Raw genomic sequence first — 16,518 nt, 5'->3', positions numbered from 1 at the left:
CTGTGATGCGGGCCTCCGGAGGCGCGAGGGGCGCAAGAGGGGGGCGGGCCGGCCCATCGCGGGCCTGTTTCCAGGCCACCGGCTCCGGGTGCCGAACGTTCACCATTCCAGCAAAACTCTAGATAAAGAGTAGGCATTCCCATGAAAAAGACCGTGCTCCCGATTGCCATTGCAGCCGCAATCGGGTTGAGCGTGGCCGCTGCCAACGCAGCGACGCTCGAAGATGTGAAATCGAAGGGCTTCGTTCAGTGTGGCGCCAATGCCAGCGGCCTTGCCGGTTTCGCCACCACCAACGACCAGGGCGAGTGGACCGGCTTCGACGTGGATTATTGCCGCGCCTACGCCGCCGCGATCTTCGGCGATCCGAGCAAGGTGAAGTTCACCCCGCTCAACGCCAAGGAGCGCTTCACCGCCCTGCAGTCCGGCTCCGTCGACGTGCTGGTCCGCAACACCACCTGGACCATGTCGCGCGATACGCAGCTGGGCCTGAACTTCACCGGCACGAACTACTATGACGGCCAGGGCTTCATGGTCCGCAAGTCGCTCGGCATCACGTCGGCGCTTGAGCTGTCCGGCGCGTCCGTCTGCGTGCAGACCGGCACCACGACCGAGCTGAACCTCTCCGACTACTTCCGCGCCAACGACATGGATCTGAACGCGGTGGTGTTCGAGTCGGCCAACGAGGCCATCCAGGCCTATGACGCCGGCCGTTGCGACACCTTCACCACGGACGCCTCGGGCCTCTACGCCGAGCGCCTGAAGCTCACCAACCCCGACGACCACATGATCCTGCCGGAAGTGATCTCCAAGGAGCCGCTCGGCCCGGTGGTCCGCCAGGGCGATGACGAGTGGTTCAACATCGTCAAGTGGGTCGGCTTCGCGCTCGTCAACGCCGAGGAGCTGGGCGTGACGAAGGACAACGTCGAGGAGATGAAGAACTCCGACAATCCGGAGATCAAGCGTCTGCTCGGCACCGAGGGCGCCTACGGCGAGGCCATCGGTCTCGACAACGACTGGGCCGCCAAGGCGATCGCCGGCGTGGGTAACTACGGCGAGATCTTCGACCGCAACATCGGTCCGGACACGCCGCTGGGCATCGAGCGTGGCATCAACGCGCTGTGGACCAACGGTGGCCTGCAGTACGGCATCCCCGTTCGCTGATCGCACATGACCGGAGCGCGGCCGGACGACCTGTCCGGCCGCGGTTCCGGCGACCGTGTCCCAATAACAACCTCATCACCTTCCGAGGGGCACCATGGCGGTTCAGGATCATGACGCGGGCTCCGCGCCCGCAGCGCGTTCGCGCGGCTCGTTCATCTACGACCCCAAGGTTCGCGGCACCTTCTTCCAGGCGCTTGTCCTGGTGGCCGTCCTTTTCTTCGTCTACGAGGCGGCGACCAACGTCATCGCCAACCTCCAGCGTCAGCACATCGCCTCCGGCTTCGGCTTCCTGCAGCAGACGGCCGGCTTCGAGATCTCGCAGACGCTGATTTCCTACTCCGCGACCTCCACCTACGGGCGGGCGTTCTTCGTCGGCCTGCTGAACACGCTTCTCGTCGCCTTCGTGGGCATCGTGCTGGCCACGATCCTCGGCTTCGTCGTCGGCGTGATGCGGCTGTCCAAGAACTGGCTGATCCGCCAGCTGGCGACCGCCTATGTCGAGATCATGCGGAACCTGCCGCTGCTCCTGCAGCTGTTCTTCTGGTATTTCGCGGTCCTCAAGCAGCTTCCCGGCCCACGCCAGTCCATCGAGCTGGGCTTCGGCGCCGCGCTGAACATTCGCGGGCTCTACATTCCCGCTCCGGTGCTTGGCCCGGGAAGCGGGATCGTCATCGGCGCCTTCGTGGTCGCCGTGCTCGTGTCCATCGCAATCGCCCGCTGGTCCAAGAAGCGCCAGATGCTGACCGGTCGGCGTTTCCCGGTTCCCTCCGTGGTGCTCGCCCTCATCATCGGGCTGCCGGTGCTGGCCTTCTTCGTCTCGGGCGGTCCGATCACGCTGGAGCGGCCGGAGCTGAAGGGCTTCAACCTGCAGGGCGGCGTCCAGGTCATTCCGGAACTGGTAGCGCTGGTGCTCGGGCTTGCGATCTATACCGGCGCCTTCATCGCCGAGATCGTCCGCGCCGGCATCCAGTCCGTCAGCAAGGGCCAGAGCGAGGCCTCCCACGCGCTCGGCCTGACCACCGGCATGACGCTCTGGCTGGTGGTCATCCCGCAGGCCATGCGGGTGATCATCCCGCCGCTGACCAGCCAGTTTCTGAACCTGACCAAGAACTCCTCGCTTGCCGTGGCCATCGGCTACCCGGACCTGGTGTCCGTGTTCGCCGGCACGGTGCTCAACCAGACCGGCCAGGCAGTGGAAGTGATCTCCATGACGATGCTCGTCTACCTGGTGATCTCGCTGCTCACCTCGGCCTTCATGAACTGGTTCAACGCGCACGTCGCGCTGGTGGAACGATAGGGGGCCGGCATGGAGATCGCTTACGTCCGATCCGAGCCGGCCGAGGCTCTTCCGCCGCCGACGAGCTCGTCGGGTCCGATCGGCTGGCTGCGGGAGAACCTGTTCTCCGGCATCCGCAACACGATCCTGACGCTGCTGGCGCTCTACCTGCTGTGGCTCACCATCCCGCCGATGATCCAGTTCCTGTTCATCGATGCGGTGTGGAGCGGCTCCGACCGCCAGGACTGCCTGGGTGCGGATGTCGGTGCCTGCTGGGCCTTCGTCGAGGCGCGGTTCCCGCAATATATCTACGGGCGCTACCCGATCGACGAACGCTGGCGGGTGGACATCTTCTTCTTCCTGCTGGCCGCCGGGCTGATCCCGATGGCCATCCCGCGCGTGCCCTATAAGACGCTCAACGCCATCTTCCTGCTGGTCATCTTCCCGGTGGTGTCGCTGATCCTGCTCACTGGCGGCGACTTCGAGATCGGGGTGAGCTGGTGGCTGGCGCTGGTCTTCACCCTGGTGCTGGCCGAAATTATCGTGCTCCTGCCGGCGCTGCTCGGAGCCGTGCCGTTCGCCGAGCGCAAGCGGCCGGCGACGGTGACGCTTGTGCCGTTCGCAGCGCTGGCGCTGATCTTCGTGATAATGGGCCTCGACTTCGGCCTGCGCGAGGTGGAGACGTCGCTCTGGGGCGGCCTGCTGGTCACCCTGGTGCTGGCACTCTGCGGCATTGCCGCGTCGCTGCCGCTGGGCATCCTGCTGGCGCTCGGGCGGCGGTCTAAGATGCCCATCGTGCGGATGTTCTCGGTGATCTTCATCGAGTTCTGGCGCGGTGTGCCGCTGATCACCATCCTGTTCATGTCGAGCGTGATGTTGCCGCTGTTCCTGCCGGACGACGTGTCGTTCGACAAGCTGCTCAGGGCCATCATCGGCGTGGCGATGTTCGCCTCCGCCTACATGGCCGAGGTGGTGCGCGGCGGCCTCCAGGCGATGCCGAAGGGCCAGTACGAGGGTGCCGACGCGCTCGGCCTCAGCCACTGGCAGAAGATGCGCCTGATCATCCTGCCGCAGGCCCTCAAGCACGTCATCCCGGGGATTGTGAACACCTTCATCGGCCTGTTCAAGGACACCTCACTGGTCCTGATCATCGGCCTGTTCGATCTCCTGGGGATGGTGAAGCTCAGCCTCGTCGACCCGAAGTGGGCCACGCCGGTGACGCCAGCCACCGGCTACATCTTCGCGGCCTTCGTCTTCTGGGTCTTCTGTTTCGGCATGTCGCGCTACTCGATGTTCATCGAGCGACGGCTGGACCGGACCCATCGATAGGGCATGGACACTGCGTGACCCGGCCCGCCAGGAGCGGCAGGCGGCCGGGGCCACGACCAAGAAAAGGGTAACGAGATGACACAGTCCGACACCGAGACGACCCCGCGGGCGCCGGTTCGCAAGATGAAGGTTTCCGACGAGGTCATGATCGACATGTCGTCGGTGAACAAGTGGTACGGCGAGTTCCACGTGCTGCGCGACATCAACCTGACGGTCAACAAGGGCGAGCGCATCGTCGTCTGCGGGCCGTCGGGCTCCGGCAAGTCAACGCTGATCCGGTGCATCAACCGGCTGGAGGAGCATCAGGCGGGCAGCATCGTCATCGACGGCACGGAGCTGACCAACGACCTCAAGAAGATCGACGAGATCCGCCGCGAGGTCGGCATGGTGTTCCAGCACTTCAACCTGTTCCCGCACCTGACGATCCTGGAAAACTGCACCCTCGCGCCGATCTGGGTCCGCAAGATGCCCAAGAAGGAGGCCGAGGAAATCGCCATGACGTACCTGACCCGGGTGAAGATCCCGGAGCAGGCGAACAAATATCCCGGCCAGCTGTCCGGCGGTCAGCAGCAGCGCGTGGCGATCGCCCGGGCGCTGTGCATGAATCCGAGCGTGATGCTCTTCGACGAGCCGACGTCGGCGCTCGACCCAGAGATGATCAAGGAAGTGCTCGACGTCATGATCGACCTGGCGGAATCCGGCATGACGATGATCTGCGTGACCCACGAGATGGGCTTTGCCAGGCAGGTGGCAAACCGGGTGATCTTCATGGATGCCGGCATGATCGTGGAGCAGAACGCGCCGGAGCCGTTCTTCAACAATCCGCAGCACGAGCGCACCAAGCTCTTCCTGAGCCAGATCCTGTCGCACTGATCGCCGGAGGGGCGGGGCGCTGCCGGAACGGACCGGTGGCGGCGCGGGTCAGTCGCCGGCAGCGCCGGCGCCTGCCTTGAGCCAGGCGCCGTAGTCGACATTCGGGCGGTCTTCGAGCCCGCTCACGGTCATGGCCGTGCGCAGGGCGTCGGGGTCGGTGCTTTCAAGCGCGATGGAGACGGCATGGCTGCCGTCCTCCGCGACCTCGACGGCGGTGCGTTCGCCGATCACCACATCCCGGACAAAGCTGGTGCGCCGCTTGGTGACGGTCCGCTCCAGGAGGCCGGGGACATGCTCCCTAAGGGCAGCCAGAAACCGCTCGCCGTCCAGGCCCGCATCCGCAGCCGGGCGAAGTCCGGGGCGGGCCAGAAGCCCCAGCGCCTCATCGAGATCGTCGTCGGCCAGCGGAAAATCAGCGCCGAAGGCGACGCGCCACTGCTGAAGCGGATCGTCGAGGGCAATCCGCTGCTTGACGTCGAGGCGGGTGTTTCCGCGCAGTTTGGGCAGCAACCCATGCGCGCCGGGAAGGATCAGGTAGACGTCGGTTCGCTGCGTCGTGTCCTTCGCCGTCCACCCCTCGAAAGGGCCGCCGATCGGTTCGCCGGGCGCGAACCAGGTCCTGAATTCCCAGCGTGGCGGGGAGGCGCTCACTGTCAGCGGCGCACGGCACCGGTTGCGAGCGGCAGGTCGGGATCGGCGCCCCAATCCGCCCAGGACCCGTCATAGAGCGACACCTGGCCGTGCCCCACAGAGCGCAGCGCCAGATTCAGGATCGCGGCGGAGACGCCGGATCCGCAGGTGGTGATGACCGGCCGGTCGAGTTCGACGCCGGCATCCGCGAAGGCGTTGACCAGCGCGTCGGCGGATTTCAGCGACCCGTCCGGACCGATCAGCCGCGTATAGGGCAGGTTCAGCGCGCCAGGCATATGGCCGGAGCGCAGATCCTTGCGCGGTTCCGGGGCGGTGCCGGCGAAGCGTTCCGCGGAACGGGCGTCGACCACGTGCGCGCTGCCGCTAGCGAGCGCATCCTTGACGTCTTCCCGGGTGGCCAGAAGGGCGTTGTCGAGGCGGGCGGTGAAATGGCGCTGCGGGCGCCGGACGCTCCCGTCCTCCACCGGCCGCTCCTCGGCAAGCCAGCGGGGCAGGCCGCCATCGAGCACGAACACGCGTTCCGCACCCATGGCCCGGAACATCCACCAGACGCGCGGCGCGGAGTAGATGCCGACGGTGTCGTAGATGACGATGGTCTGGCCATCGCCGATGCCCAACTGCCGGACCGCGCTCGCAAAGACCTCTGGCCGCGGCAGCATGTGAGGCAGGGTGCTGTCGGAATCGGAGACCGCGTCAATGTCCATGAACACGGCGCCGGGAATGTGGGCCTCGCGATACTCCGCAGCCGCCGAGCGCTCGCTCGTTGGCAGATGCCAGGAGCCGTCGATGACGATGACGTCGGGCGCGTTCAGATGCTCGGCAAGCCAGTCCGTGGACACAAGGTAGTCAAAACGATGATCTTGCACGTGGGCGGATCCTCGATGGGTCAGGGTTCTTGACGTCGTCCGGCGGACCGGACATGCGCGGCGGAGCGAAAGGCTCCGGAAAAACCAATTGCCGGCCTTCGCGAACGGCGGAGCGAGGCTCGACGCGGCCAGACGGAACGCTCTTTCCGGACGAAGGCGGCAGGCGCTGCGCTCGCCGGTCGGCCAAGCGCGGATGCGCCGGAAGAGACGGCCGACACGTGGCCGGCCGGGGAGACCACGGCCATCTACGAATCAGCCCACTGCAGCCGCACACGGCGGTTCTGCTTGCCCTTCTTCTCGATCTTGGAGACGACGACCCGGCCGATCTCGCCGGTCTTGAGAACGTGCGTTCCGCCGCAGGGCTGCAGGTCGACCTCTTCACCGATGCGCACCAGGCGTACCCGTCCGGCCCCCATTGGGGGCTTCACGCTCATGGTCTTCACCAGGCCCGGATTGGCCTCAAGCTCTGCATCGGTGATCCATTCGCTCGTGACCGAATGGTCGCCGGCGATGAGAGCGTTCAGCGCCTCGGTGACAGCATCCTTGTCGAGCCCGCCGTCGGGAATGTCGAAGTCGAGGCGGCTCTCGTCGGCGCCGATCTGACCGCCGGTGACGGGATAGGCCAGGACCGCCGTGAGGAGGTGGAGAGCCGTGTGCATGCGCATGTGGCGATAGCGCCGGTCCCAGTCCAGGTGCGCAACCACGCGATCCCCCGGAGAGGGGACGGAGGTCGTTTCGGCAACTTGATGGACAATCGATGCCCGGTCCGGCCCGTAGACGGCGGTCGGCACCGCCAGCATGGTGCCGTCGGACAGTTCGATACGGCCGGCATCGCCGGGCTGCCCCCCGCCGGCGGCGTAGAACACCGTGCGGTCGAGCACCACGCCACCATCCGCGGTCACGTCCGTGACCACGGCTTCGCACGACGGCATGTAGGCGTCGTCGCGGAAGAGCGGCTCTGTTGTGGGTGCGCTCGCCAAGGGCCTGTCCTATTCGGTCGCTTCGTAGGGGATGTCGATCGCCGGCTTGTGGTCCATCCACTCCGGCACCGGCAGGTTCTTGCCGCGCAGGAAGTCCGGATTGAACAGCTTCGAAGCGTAGCGATTGCCGTAGTCGCACAGGATCGTCACGATCGTGTGCCCGGGTCCCAGATGCTTCGCCAGCCGGATGGCCCCGGCCACGTTGACGCCGGACGAGCCACCGAGGCACAGGCCCTCGTGCTGCAGGAGATCGAAGACCACAGGCAGCGCTTCCTCATCGGGGACCTGGAAAGCGATGTCGATCGGGGCGTTCTCGAGATTTTTCGTGATGCGGCCCTGGCCGATGCCCTCGGTGATGGAGGATCCCTCGGACTTCAGCTCGCCATGGGCGTAGTAGTTGTAAAGGGCGGCACCCATCGGATCGGCGAGGCCGACAACGACTTCGGGGTTGCGCTCCTTCAGCGCCATGCCGATGCCCGCGAGCGTGCCGCCCGTGCCCACCGCGCAGATGAAGCCGTCGACCTTGCCCTCGGTCTGTTCCCAGATTTCCGGCCCGGTGGTTCGGATGTGACCTTCGCGGTTGGACACGTTGTCGAACTGGTTCGCCCAGATGGCGCCGTTCGGCTCGGACTTCGCCAGCTGCTCGGCGATGCGACCGGACAGCTTCACGTAGTTGTTCGGGTTGCGGTAGGGGACCGCGGGCACCTCGATCAGCTCCGCGCCGGCGAGGCGCAGCATGAGCTTTTTCTCCTCCGACTGGGTCTCCGGAATGACGATGACCGTGCGGAAGCCGAGCGCGGCGCCCACAAGCGCCAGACCGATGCCGGTGTTGCCCGCGGTTCCTTCAACGATGGTCCCGCCCGGCTTCAGCTCGCCGCGCTCCATCGCATCCCGTATGATGAAGTAAGCTGCGCGATCCTTCACGGACTGGCCGGGGTTCATGAACTCGGCTTTTCCCAGGATCTCGCAGCCGGTGTCTTCGGACGCGCGGTTGAGGCGGATCAGAGGTGTGTTGCCGATGGCGTCGAGCACAGATGCGAGTTCGGCCATGACCTTGCTTTCGCTGGGGTGAGAGCGGCCAAGCTAGCGACACCGCTATGTCACATCAACCGGGAAGGGCGCCCGTTTGGCGAGGGGCTGGCAGCGATGCTATGCGATTTGATCATGAAGAATTTGATCCGGGGCAATGCGGGGCCCGTACATTGAGCAGTCTAGACACCCTTTCGAATTCCAACAGCTGTGTGTGGCAGTGACTGACAAGACAACCGAACAAGCCGAGGCCCTCGACGGCCTGATCGCCGGATACGTGGCGGGGAGCCTGCCTGCGCCGGTGGAGGTGCTCGTCGAGGCGCATCTGGAACTCAACCCGCGAAACCGCCGGTGGGTGGGCGATCTGGAGGCCGTCGCTGGTTCGTTCCTGGACCGGATCGAACCGGTGGAGATGTCCGGCCGGGACCGGCTTCTGGCTGACATCTACGACCTCCCGCCCGATGGCGCGCCCGAGTTCGGCCTCGGCTCCATTGCGCCCGCGGGCGCTGCAGCCGACGATGGCGGGCTGCCGCCTTCGCTGCGCCGCTTCGTAGGGCGTTCGCTCGACGAGGTGCCGTGGCGCACGCGTCTTCCGGGCATCCGGGAGTGGAAGATCGGCAGCGACGAAGGGTTCAACACCAGCCTGTTCATCCTGAAGGCTGGGCACGGCCTGCCGCCGCACACCCATCGCGGCACGGAAATGACGCTGGTCCTGCACGGCGGGTTCACCGACACGACCGGTCATTATGGCGTCGGTGACGTGTCGATTGCCGATGAGATGATCGATCACAAGCCCGTGGCCGATGACGATGGCGACTGTATCGGGTTCGTCGTGAGCAATGCGTCGCTGCGGCTGACCGGCCGGCTTGGCCGCCTTCTGGCCCCGTTCTTGCCGGACTGACCGACCAGGACTTCCCCGGCGTCTGCGCGTCCGCCCCAGGGTCAGTGAGAGTAGCATGTCGAAGAAGGCGTTCGTTGCGACACCGAAAGACGGCGTGGCCTGGGTCACCGGAGCCAGCTCCGGGATTGGCGCCGAAGTGGCCGAGCGGCTCGCCGCGAAGGGGTTCACCGTTGCGGTGACCGCGCGGCGCGAAGACGAGCTTGCCGACCTGGCGGCAAAGGCGTCCGGGCCCGGACGGATCGTTGCCTATCCGGGTGACGTGACCGACGGTCCCGGCATGGAAGCGCTGGTGAAGCGCATCGAGGCCGAACTCGGTCCGGTCGCGCTGACGCTCCTCAATGCCGGCGTCTATCTGCCGGTGGAGGGCGATGCGCTGGAGCGGGACAACTTCGACAAGACCTTCGACGTCAACCTGAAGGGGACGGTCAACTGCCTGATCCCAGTGGCTGCCGCGATGCGCACCAGCGGTCGCGGTCAGATCGCCATCGTCGCGTCCGTCGCCGGCTATTTCGGCCTGCCGACCGCCGCCTCCTATGGGGCCAGCAAGGCGGCGCTGATCAATCTCGCGGAAGCACTGAAGTTCGATTTCGACAAACAGGGCATCACCCTTCAGGTGATTGCGCCTGGCTTCGTCGACACGCCGGCCACGGCCGACAACCCGTTCCCGATGCCGTTCCTGATCTCGGTCGGCAAGGCGGGGCGTCGCATTGTCGAGGGGCTGGAGAGCGGCCGCTTCGAAGTGACGTTTCCGCGCAAGTTCACCTATGCGCTCAAGGTGATGCGGATCATGCCGTACTGGCTGTTCTTCCCCGCCATCGCCAAGGCCACGGGTTGGAACAAGCGGGCGTCTTGAGACGGGGCTGACGGACGGACGGGCGCGGAACGTGAAGGCTGTTCAGCCGGCCTCGATCTCGGCCCGCGCGCTGGCGTGGGCGACCGCATCCAGCGGGAAATTCCACATCAAAGCGATCGCCGCGAGCTTCAAGCCGATCGGCACCCAGGCGTAGAGGATGGCGAGGGCCAGCAAGCCTTCGCCATCGTGCGCCCCGGGGGTGAAGCCGAAGGCCTGAAGCAGCGGAAAGGCGATGCCGACGGCCGCAGCGAGGGCGAGCTTCGTCGCGAGGCCCCACAACGCGAAATAGAGGCCGGTGCGCTGGCTGCCGGAGGAGGCTGTATCGATGTCGACCACGTCGGCCTGGATCGCCGCCGGCAGCACCAGGTCGGCCCCGACCGCGAGGCCCGTCAGGACGCAGATCGCGCCAAAGGCGACGATATCGCCGGTGCCGAGCGCCGGGACGAACGCGAAGATCGCGCATGCCGCGATCATGGCGACCGACCAGGCGCGGTGCTTGCCGCGCGTCCGGCTGAGGCGGACCCACAGGGGAATCCCGGCGATCCCGCACAGGAAATAGAGGAACAGGAACGGGCCCTGCAGGTCCGGCTTGCCGATCACGTTGGCTACGAACAGCAGGAACAGGGTCGCGGGAAAGCCGTTGGCGAGACCGTTGATGGCGAAAGCGGCGACCAGCCGCAGGAACGGCTTGTTGCGGCGGATGTGACCGAGGCCCTCGCGTAGCGACACCGAGCGGCGTGATCGATCTTCAGGCTCGGGCACGAAGATGACCGCAAGGAGCGCCGTCACGGGCAGCGCAATCAGCACGCCGACAGCGATCCACGAGAGCGCCAGCCCCTGATCGCCCCCGGCCAGGATGGCTGGCACCCCGGCCGCCAACAGCGTGCCGGCAACGATGAGCCCCTCCCTGAGTGCTGCCACGCGGCTGCGGCCATGATAGTCGGTTTCAAGCTCGGCGCCCCAGGCGTTGAAGGGCACCAGCGCGGCGGTGCTGGTCAGCGACACCGCGATGCCCCAGCCCACCAGATAGGCGATGCCGGCGTCGTCGGGCGGTACGAACAGGAAATAGCAGGCAAGCGCCGTTGCCGGGGCTGACAGCGCCAGCCACATCCGGCGCCGTCCGAGCCGCGGGCGCCAGCGATCGGCGGCGACGCCGACCAGGGGATCGGATACGGCATCGACGATGCGGACCGCGAGGAGGGCGGTCCCCACCGCGGCCAACGACAGGCCGAGACCGTCGGCGTAGTAGGTCGGGATCAGGATGAAGAGCGGGAATTGCAGCGTCGCCAGCGGCAGGGCCGGCAGGGCATAGAGAATCAGCCGACTGAGGGTCTGACGATCTCGCCCAGACGCCGCATGGCCGCTCACGGTCGGGCAAACACGAACTGCTTCACGTCGATCGACCCGGCGCGGAAGCCCGCCTCGCAATAGTGGAGGTAGAATTCCCACATGCGCTTGAAGCGCTCGTCGAAGCTGCCTTGGGCGAGCCGCGGCCAGGCCGCGCGGAAGCGGTCGCGCCATTCTGCCAGCGTCCGCGCGTAATCGATGCCGAAACCGGCCTCGGCGACCGGCGAGAGACCGACCCGGCGGGCGTGATCGGTGACGCGCTCGGGCGAGGGCAGCATGCCACCGGGGAAGATGTAGCGCTGGATGAAGTCGGGCGCGCGCCGGTAGGTGTCGAAATGCGCATCCTCGACGGTGATGATCTGCAAACCTGCCTGGCCGCCTGCGCGCAGGCGCTCCCGAAGCATCTGGAAGTAGCCCGGCCAGAAGCGCTCACCGACCGCCTCGAACATCTCGATGGAGACGATCCGGTCGAAGGCACCCTGCTTGTCGCGGTAGTCGACCAGCTCGATGGACACCCTGTCCGACAGTCCGGCGTCCTGGATCCGGCGGGCGGCATAGGCGTGCTGCGCCTGGCTGATGGTGATGCCGGTGACCCGGCAGCCGATCTCACTGGCGGCGAACTCGGCGAACCCACCCCAGCCACAGCCGACCTCAAGGACATGGTCATCCGGCCCGATCCCGGTGCGCTCGGCGATGGCGCGGTACTTGTCGCGCTGCGCGCTCTCCAGATCGTTCGCCCCGGCGCCGAAATAGGCGGAGGAGTAGGTCATGGAAGGGTCGAGCCACGCTTCGTAGAAGGCGTTGCCGAGATCGTAATGGGCGGCGATGTTGCGCCGCGAGCCCGCGCGCGAGTTGCGATTGAGGAAGTGGCGAACGGACACCAGCGCCCTGGCCACCGGGTTGCCCGTCAGCGCATCGCTCATGACGTGCCGGTTGGCGGCAAACAGCTCCAGGAATGTCGTCGGATCGGGGCTGGTCCATTCGCCAGCCATGAAGGCCTCGCCGACACCGATGTCGCCGCCCTGCAGCAGGCGGCGGGCGAAACGCCAGTCATGGATGGTGAACGCGGCGTCCGGGCCGGGTTCCGGAGCCTCGATGCGGAAGCTGCGGCCGTCGGGCACGGTCACCGTGAGGCTTCCCATGCGCAGCTTGAGGCCAACGGCGAAGCCGCGTCGGACGAAGGCGGGCAGGGCCTTCAGCTCGGTGCTGGCATTGGAGGGCGTCAGGATCGTGGGTGCGGTGTTGGCAAGCTGCATGCCGGGACAACCCTTTTTCAGTTGAGACAGTGCCGACTGACGCGGCCGGCAGGGTCCTTCCCTGCACAACGGCTGCGGACACGGCCAAATATGTCGCAATGGCCCAGACTTTATCTAGCCCTGAGAAGGCGCATGGCCAGCGACGTCAGAAACGGGCGCCGTGCGACCATGGGCGCGTCGCGAGGGGCGGATGGTCGCGGTGGCATGGCCGGTGACGTCGGCGCCGCCGCGGGGGACGAGCGGCACGCGCTTCAGCCAGAGGCGCAGGGCCTCGAAGTGAATGCCGGCGACGACCTTCAGCGACATCATCGGAATGGAGACGAATGCCCAGGCCAGGCTGGCGCGGGTAGCGGCACGGACGCGCCCGGCGAAGGTGGCGGCCAGCGTCGGCCCGTGGCGGTCACCCTCGAGAATACGGATGCGCACGGCCTCGCCCGGCGGAAGGACCCGGAAGCGGTAGGTCTCGTCCATCTCCATGAAGGGCGACACGTAGAAGACCTTGTTTGCCTGCTGCTCGATGCCGGCGGGACTGGCCTCGCCGTCGCGGACCGGGGCCACATAGGTGTGGCGACCGCCGAACGTGTTACGCACCTCGTAGAGGAGGGCGGTCAGGTCGCCGTCCTCGTCATAGGCGAAATAGACGGTGATCGGGTCGAAGACATAGCCGAAGAGGCGCGGATAGCAGAGCATCAGGACGCGGGCGGGCCGCGTCACGCCCTTCTCGGCCAGAAGCCGGTCGATGTGTGGACGCAGCGGCGAGCCGTCACCCGCCCCGTGGTCGGCCGCGTGCACCGACAGCGGTGCGAACCGGTTGAACGCGAACCAGGGCGACAGACCCGTGGGCTCGTCCATCCGGTCGATGTCGACCAGCATGGAATAGACGCTGTAGCTGAAGCGGTGACCGACCGGCTTCAGGCGGGCGTGCATGACACTCCCGACATACAGCGCGATGGCGGCTGACGGCGTATCGCCGTTCGATGCCCATGTCGTCGGAATGCGCGTTCTCACTCCGCCGCCTCCAGGATCGGTTGAAGCGTGCGCGGCGCCCGCCAGGGCACGCGGCCGCCAAGCGCCTCGGCAACGGCAAGGCCGGAAGACAGCCCGTCCTCGTGGAAGCCGTAACCGCACCAGGCACCGCAATACCACGTGCGCGCGCTGCCCTGAATGGTCTCGAGATCGGACTGGGCAGCCAGCGCCGCGCGGTCAAACTGCGGATGGCTGTAGGTGTAGGTGCCGAAGGTCAGGTCCGGGTCGGGAGCGGACGGCGGATTGAGCGTGACGAAGACCGGGCGGCTTTCATCGAGGTTCTGGAGCCGGTTCATCCAATAGCTGACGGCGACACCGCGCTCGGTCCCGTCATCCGGCCCGCTCAGATAGTTCCAGGACGACCAGACCTGTCTGCGGCGCGGCATCAGGCTCCGGTCGCGGTGCAGGTAGACCGTGTTCGGCCGATAGCCGACCGCGCCGAGGATGGCGCGCTCGTCGGTGGACGGACGGTCCAGCAAAGCCAGAGCCTGGTCGCTGTGGCAGGCCAGGACGACGGCGTCGAAGCGGTCGCGGTGGCCGGTGGCGTCGACGATGGTGACGCCATGAGCATCGCGCTCGATGCGCTGCACGGGCGTGGCGAGGCGCAGCGTCCCTTGCCGCAGAATGCGGTTCAGCATCCGGTTGACGTAGACCCGGCTGCCGCCGCTGACGGTGCGCCAGGTCGGGCGTTGACGGTCGATCAGGCGATGGTTGTCGAAGAATGCCAGAAGCGCGCGCGCCGGAAAGGCGAGCATGGCGTCGGCGGGCATCGACCAGATCGCCGCGCCCATGGGCACGAGATAGTCGTCCGCGAAGGCGCGCCCAAAGCCTCGCTCCACCAGGTAGTCGCCGAGGGTCAGGGTCTCGCACAGGCCGTTGGCAAGGTCGCTTCGCGCCGTTTCGTTGAAGCGCAGGATTTCCCGCAGCATCCCGATGAAGCGCGGCGAGACGAGGTTGCGCTTGCAGGCGAACAGACCGCCAAGCGACTGGCCGGACCATTCGTGCCGGCCCCCGCGCAACGACACGCCGAAGCTCATGTCGCTCGCTTCCGTCGGCACGCCCAGATGGTCGAACAGGCGCACGAGATTGGGGTAGTTGAGGTCGTTGTAGACGATGAAGCCGGTATCGACCGGCATCCGCGCGCCGTCATAATCGATGTCGACGGTAGCCGAGTGACCGCCGGCGCGCGCCTCCGCTTCGTAGAGCACCACGTCGTGGTTCTCGCACAACGCCCAGGCCGCTCCGTTTCCGGCGATACCGGACCCGATGACGGCGATGCGCGAGCGCGGATCGAGGGACGTATGAATGGTCATGCAGCTTTGCCCTTGATCCGGTCGTAGGCTGAGAGGGCGCGCTTGCGCGCGTCGGAATGGTCAACGATGGGGTCGGGGTAGGTCTTGCCCAACGTCACCCCGGCCTTCTCGAGAACGGAGGAGGGGGCCGACCACGGCTCGTGGATGTGGCTGTCAGGAAGCTCGGCGAGCTCGGGGACCCAGGCGCGGACGTAGGCGCCGTCGGGATCGAACTTCTTGCCCTGCAGGATCGGATTGAAGATCCGGAAATAGGGGGCGGCATCGGCCCCGGAGCCCGCCACCCATTGCCAGCTGGCCGGGTTGTTGGCCGCGTCGGCGTCGACCAGCGTGTCCCAGAACCAGGCCTCGCCGTCGCGCCAGTGGATCAGGAGGTGCTTGGTCAGGAAGGAGGCGACGACCATGCGGATGCGGTTGTGCAGCCAGCCCGTCTGCCAGAGCTGCCGCATGCCGGCATCGACGATCGGATAGCCTGTTCGGCCCGACTGCCACGCCTTCAACGGATCGTCGCTGGTGCGCCAGGGAAAGTCGTCAAACTTCTGCTGGACGTTTTCCTGTTCCAGCGGCGGCAGGTGATAGAGCAGGTGGTAGGAGAACTCGCGCCACAGAACCTCGCTGAGGAACTTCTCCGCCGACTGGGTGCGGCCGGTGGAAGTGCGGCCGTCCTCGATGACGTGGGAGGCGGCGCGCCAGATGGTGCGCGGCGACACTTCGCCGAACCGGAGACGCGGAGACAGCCGGGATGTGGTGTCGATGGCCGCGAAGTCGCGCTTGCTCTTGTAGGTCTCCAGACGCTCGTCGAGGAACGCTTCCAGCGCTTCGCGCGCGGCGGCTTCGCCTGGTTCCCACGTCTCACGCAGCCCGCCGGCCCAGTCCGGACGCGAGGGGCGCAACGACCAGTCCGACAGCTTGTCGCTCTCCGGCCAGCTGTCGGGAGCGCTCAGCTTGCCTTCCGGAGCGGGCAGCGGGTCGACTGAGCCGAGCTTCTGTCGGGCCGCACGCGCAAACGGCGAGTAGACGCGATAGTAGGATCCATCGCCGGTCTGAATTTCCCAGGGCTCGATGAGCAGCGAGCCGTTGAAGCTTTTGGTCTCGATGCCGTTCTTGGCCAGCGACGCCTTGATGTCGGCATCGACGTCCCGCGCGGCGGGATGGTAGCGGCGGTTCCAGAAGACGGAAGAGGCACCAGTCTCGTTGACCAGCGCGCCGATCTCGGTCCGCGCATCGCCCGCGCGGAGGATCAGGCGGAGGCCGTGCTTCTCAAGGGAAGCGGAAAGGGCCTCGAGCGATCCGTGCAGCCACCAGTCGGCCGCGCCGCCGAGCGCGCGCAACGCATCGGGAGCGGTCTCGCGGATGAAGACCGGGACGATGGGGGCTTCCGCGTCGATTGCGGCGGCGAGCGCCGGATTGTCGGCAAGGCGGAGATCGTCGCGAAACCAGACGATCACGGGCGGGTCTTGGGTTCGGCTCATCCGGGGTCTCTGGGCGGAGCGTGAAAGCTTGGCGGGTGAAAGAGATACGTCACCCGCTCTTCACCGGATCACGACCGACCCTGCATGCGTACCAAGCGGCAGGCGGGTCGATGGTTCCACCAGAGACTACGGCGCCAGGCTTTCGGCTGGCTGGCGTGCGCAAAAAAAGAGGCGGTGCTTTGCGCACC

Annotated in this window: 15 protein-coding genes; 6 read left to right on the top strand and 9 right to left on the bottom strand. The window is 66.6% G+C overall.

What is annotated here, in order from left to right:
* Positions 1-141 precede the first annotated feature (141 nt).
* From C507_RS0103630 to C507_RS0103615, 4 genes are all read left to right on the top strand, one after another.
* Positions 142-1,161, top strand: a complete 1,020-nt coding sequence (locus C507_RS0103630) for an amino acid ABC transporter substrate-binding protein (protein WP_018698298.1) — start codon at positions 142-144, stop codon at positions 1,159-1,161.
* 94 nt (positions 1,162-1,255) lie between these two features.
* Entirely contained in the window at positions 1,256-2,458 is a 1,203-nt protein-coding gene (locus tag C507_RS0103625; protein ID WP_018698297.1) for an amino acid ABC transporter permease, read from the top strand.
* A 9-nt stretch (positions 2,459-2,467) separates the two neighbouring features.
* Positions 2,468-3,766, top strand: a complete 1,299-nt coding sequence (locus C507_RS0103620) for an amino acid ABC transporter permease (protein WP_018698296.1) — start codon at positions 2,468-2,470, stop codon at positions 3,764-3,766.
* Between the two features lie 75 nt (positions 3,767-3,841).
* Positions 3,842-4,639 carry an amino acid ABC transporter ATP-binding protein gene (locus tag C507_RS0103615; protein ID WP_018698295.1) on the top strand — a complete coding sequence of 266 codons (798 nt, stop codon included), beginning with the start codon at positions 3,842-3,844 and terminating at the stop codon, positions 4,637-4,639.
* 48 nt (positions 4,640-4,687) lie between these two features.
* On the opposite strand, the gene C507_RS22235 is transcribed toward C507_RS0103615, so the two are convergent.
* The 4 genes from C507_RS22235 to C507_RS0103595 form a co-directional block, all read right to left on the bottom strand.
* The gene (locus tag C507_RS22235) at positions 4,688-5,290 is read right to left on the bottom strand and encodes a hypothetical protein (RefSeq protein ID WP_018698294.1); all 603 of its coding nucleotides are present in this window, start codon (positions 5,288-5,290) and stop codon (positions 4,688-4,690) included.
* Between the two features lie 2 nt (positions 5,291-5,292).
* The gene (gene sseA, locus C507_RS0103605) at positions 5,293-6,156 is read right to left on the bottom strand and encodes a 3-mercaptopyruvate sulfurtransferase (protein WP_018698293.1); all 864 of its coding nucleotides are present in this window, start codon (positions 6,154-6,156) and stop codon (positions 5,293-5,295) included.
* 245 nt (positions 6,157-6,401) lie between these two features.
* Complete coding sequence (locus C507_RS0103600; RefSeq protein WP_051089693.1) at positions 6,402-7,088, bottom strand: alanyl-tRNA editing protein; 687 nt, start codon at positions 7,086-7,088, stop codon at positions 6,402-6,404.
* A 57-nt stretch (positions 7,089-7,145) separates the two neighbouring features.
* Positions 7,146-8,186 carry a cysteine synthase A gene (locus C507_RS0103595; RefSeq protein WP_018698291.1) on the bottom strand — a complete coding sequence of 347 codons (1,041 nt, stop codon included), beginning with the start codon at positions 8,184-8,186 and terminating at the stop codon, positions 7,146-7,148.
* A 136-nt stretch (positions 8,187-8,322) separates the two neighbouring features.
* On the opposite strand from C507_RS0103595, the gene C507_RS0103590 reads away from it, so the two are divergent.
* Together C507_RS0103590 and C507_RS0103585 are read left to right on the top strand one after the other, a co-directional pair.
* On the top strand, positions 8,323-9,066 hold the full coding sequence (locus tag C507_RS0103590; RefSeq protein ID WP_083923350.1) for a ChrR family anti-sigma-E factor: 744 nt from the start codon (positions 8,323-8,325) through the stop codon (positions 9,064-9,066).
* A gap of 55 nt (positions 9,067-9,121) precedes the next feature.
* The gene (locus C507_RS0103585; RefSeq protein ID WP_018698289.1) at positions 9,122-9,919 is read left to right on the top strand and encodes an SDR family NAD(P)-dependent oxidoreductase; all 798 of its coding nucleotides are present in this window, start codon (positions 9,122-9,124) and stop codon (positions 9,917-9,919) included.
* A gap of 42 nt (positions 9,920-9,961) precedes the next feature.
* Here C507_RS0103585 and C507_RS0103580 read toward each other — a convergent pair whose 3' ends face one another.
* The 5 genes from C507_RS0103580 to C507_RS0103560 form a co-directional block, all read right to left on the bottom strand.
* Positions 9,962-11,287: an MFS transporter gene (locus tag C507_RS0103580; protein ID WP_018698288.1), complete on the bottom strand. Its 1,326-nt coding sequence runs from the start codon at positions 11,285-11,287 to the stop codon at positions 9,962-9,964.
* Positions 11,284-12,522 (bottom strand): SAM-dependent methyltransferase, encoded by a 1,239-nt coding sequence (locus C507_RS0103575; RefSeq protein WP_018698287.1) that lies wholly within the window; start codon positions 12,520-12,522, stop codon positions 11,284-11,286. Before C507_RS0103575 ends, C507_RS0103580 begins: the two co-directional genes overlap by 4 nt.
* Before the next feature lie 114 nt (positions 12,523-12,636).
* Entirely contained in the window at positions 12,637-13,530 is an 894-nt protein-coding gene (locus C507_RS20250; protein ID WP_245559636.1) for a DUF1365 domain-containing protein, read from the bottom strand.
* Complete coding sequence (locus C507_RS0103565) at positions 13,527-14,861, bottom strand: NAD(P)/FAD-dependent oxidoreductase (RefSeq protein WP_018698285.1); 1,335 nt, start codon at positions 14,859-14,861, stop codon at positions 13,527-13,529. The genes C507_RS20250 and C507_RS0103565 overlap by 4 nt, the downstream gene beginning before the upstream one ends.
* Positions 14,858-16,330, bottom strand: a complete 1,473-nt coding sequence (locus tag C507_RS0103560) for a cryptochrome/photolyase family protein (protein ID WP_026318814.1) — start codon at positions 16,328-16,330, stop codon at positions 14,858-14,860. Before C507_RS0103560 ends, C507_RS0103565 begins: the two co-directional genes overlap by 4 nt.
* Positions 16,331-16,518: the final 188 nt, after the last annotated feature.

The organism is Amorphus coralli DSM 19760 (assembly GCF_000374525.1).
GTDB classification, from domain to species: domain Bacteria; phylum Pseudomonadota; class Alphaproteobacteria; order Rhizobiales; family Amorphaceae; genus Amorphus; species Amorphus coralli.
This window is presented reverse-complemented; position numbering and strand designations above follow the sequence as displayed.

Coding starts and splice junctions, on each gene's coding strand:
- C507_RS0103585 (WP_018698289.1), top strand. CDS start 9,122: ATGTCGAAGAAGGCGTTCGTTGCGACACCGAAAGACGGCGTGGCCTGG.
- C507_RS0103575 (WP_018698287.1), bottom strand. CDS start 12,522: ATGCAGCTTGCCAACACCGCACCCACGATCCTGACGCCCTCCAATGCC.
- C507_RS0103595 (WP_018698291.1), bottom strand. CDS start 8,186: ATGGCCGAACTCGCATCTGTGCTCGACGCCATCGGCAACACACCTCTG.
- C507_RS0103615 (WP_018698295.1), top strand. CDS start 3,842: ATGACACAGTCCGACACCGAGACGACCCCGCGGGCGCCGGTTCGCAAG.
- C507_RS0103565 (WP_018698285.1), bottom strand. CDS start 14,861: ATGACCATTCATACGTCCCTCGATCCGCGCTCGCGCATCGCCGTCATC.
- C507_RS0103630 (WP_018698298.1), top strand. CDS start 142: ATGAAAAAGACCGTGCTCCCGATTGCCATTGCAGCCGCAATCGGGTTG.
- C507_RS0103625 (WP_018698297.1), top strand. CDS start 1,256: ATGGCGGTTCAGGATCATGACGCGGGCTCCGCGCCCGCAGCGCGTTCG.
- C507_RS0103620 (WP_018698296.1), top strand. CDS start 2,468: ATGGAGATCGCTTACGTCCGATCCGAGCCGGCCGAGGCTCTTCCGCCG.
- C507_RS0103600 (WP_051089693.1), bottom strand. CDS start 7,088: ATGCCGTCGTGCGAAGCCGTGGTCACGGACGTGACCGCGGATGGTGGC.
- C507_RS0103560 (WP_026318814.1), bottom strand. CDS start 16,330: ATGAGCCGAACCCAAGACCCGCCCGTGATCGTCTGGTTTCGCGACGAT.
- C507_RS0103590 (WP_083923350.1), top strand. CDS start 8,323: ATGCGGGGCCCGTACATTGAGCAGTCTAGACACCCTTTCGAATTCCAA.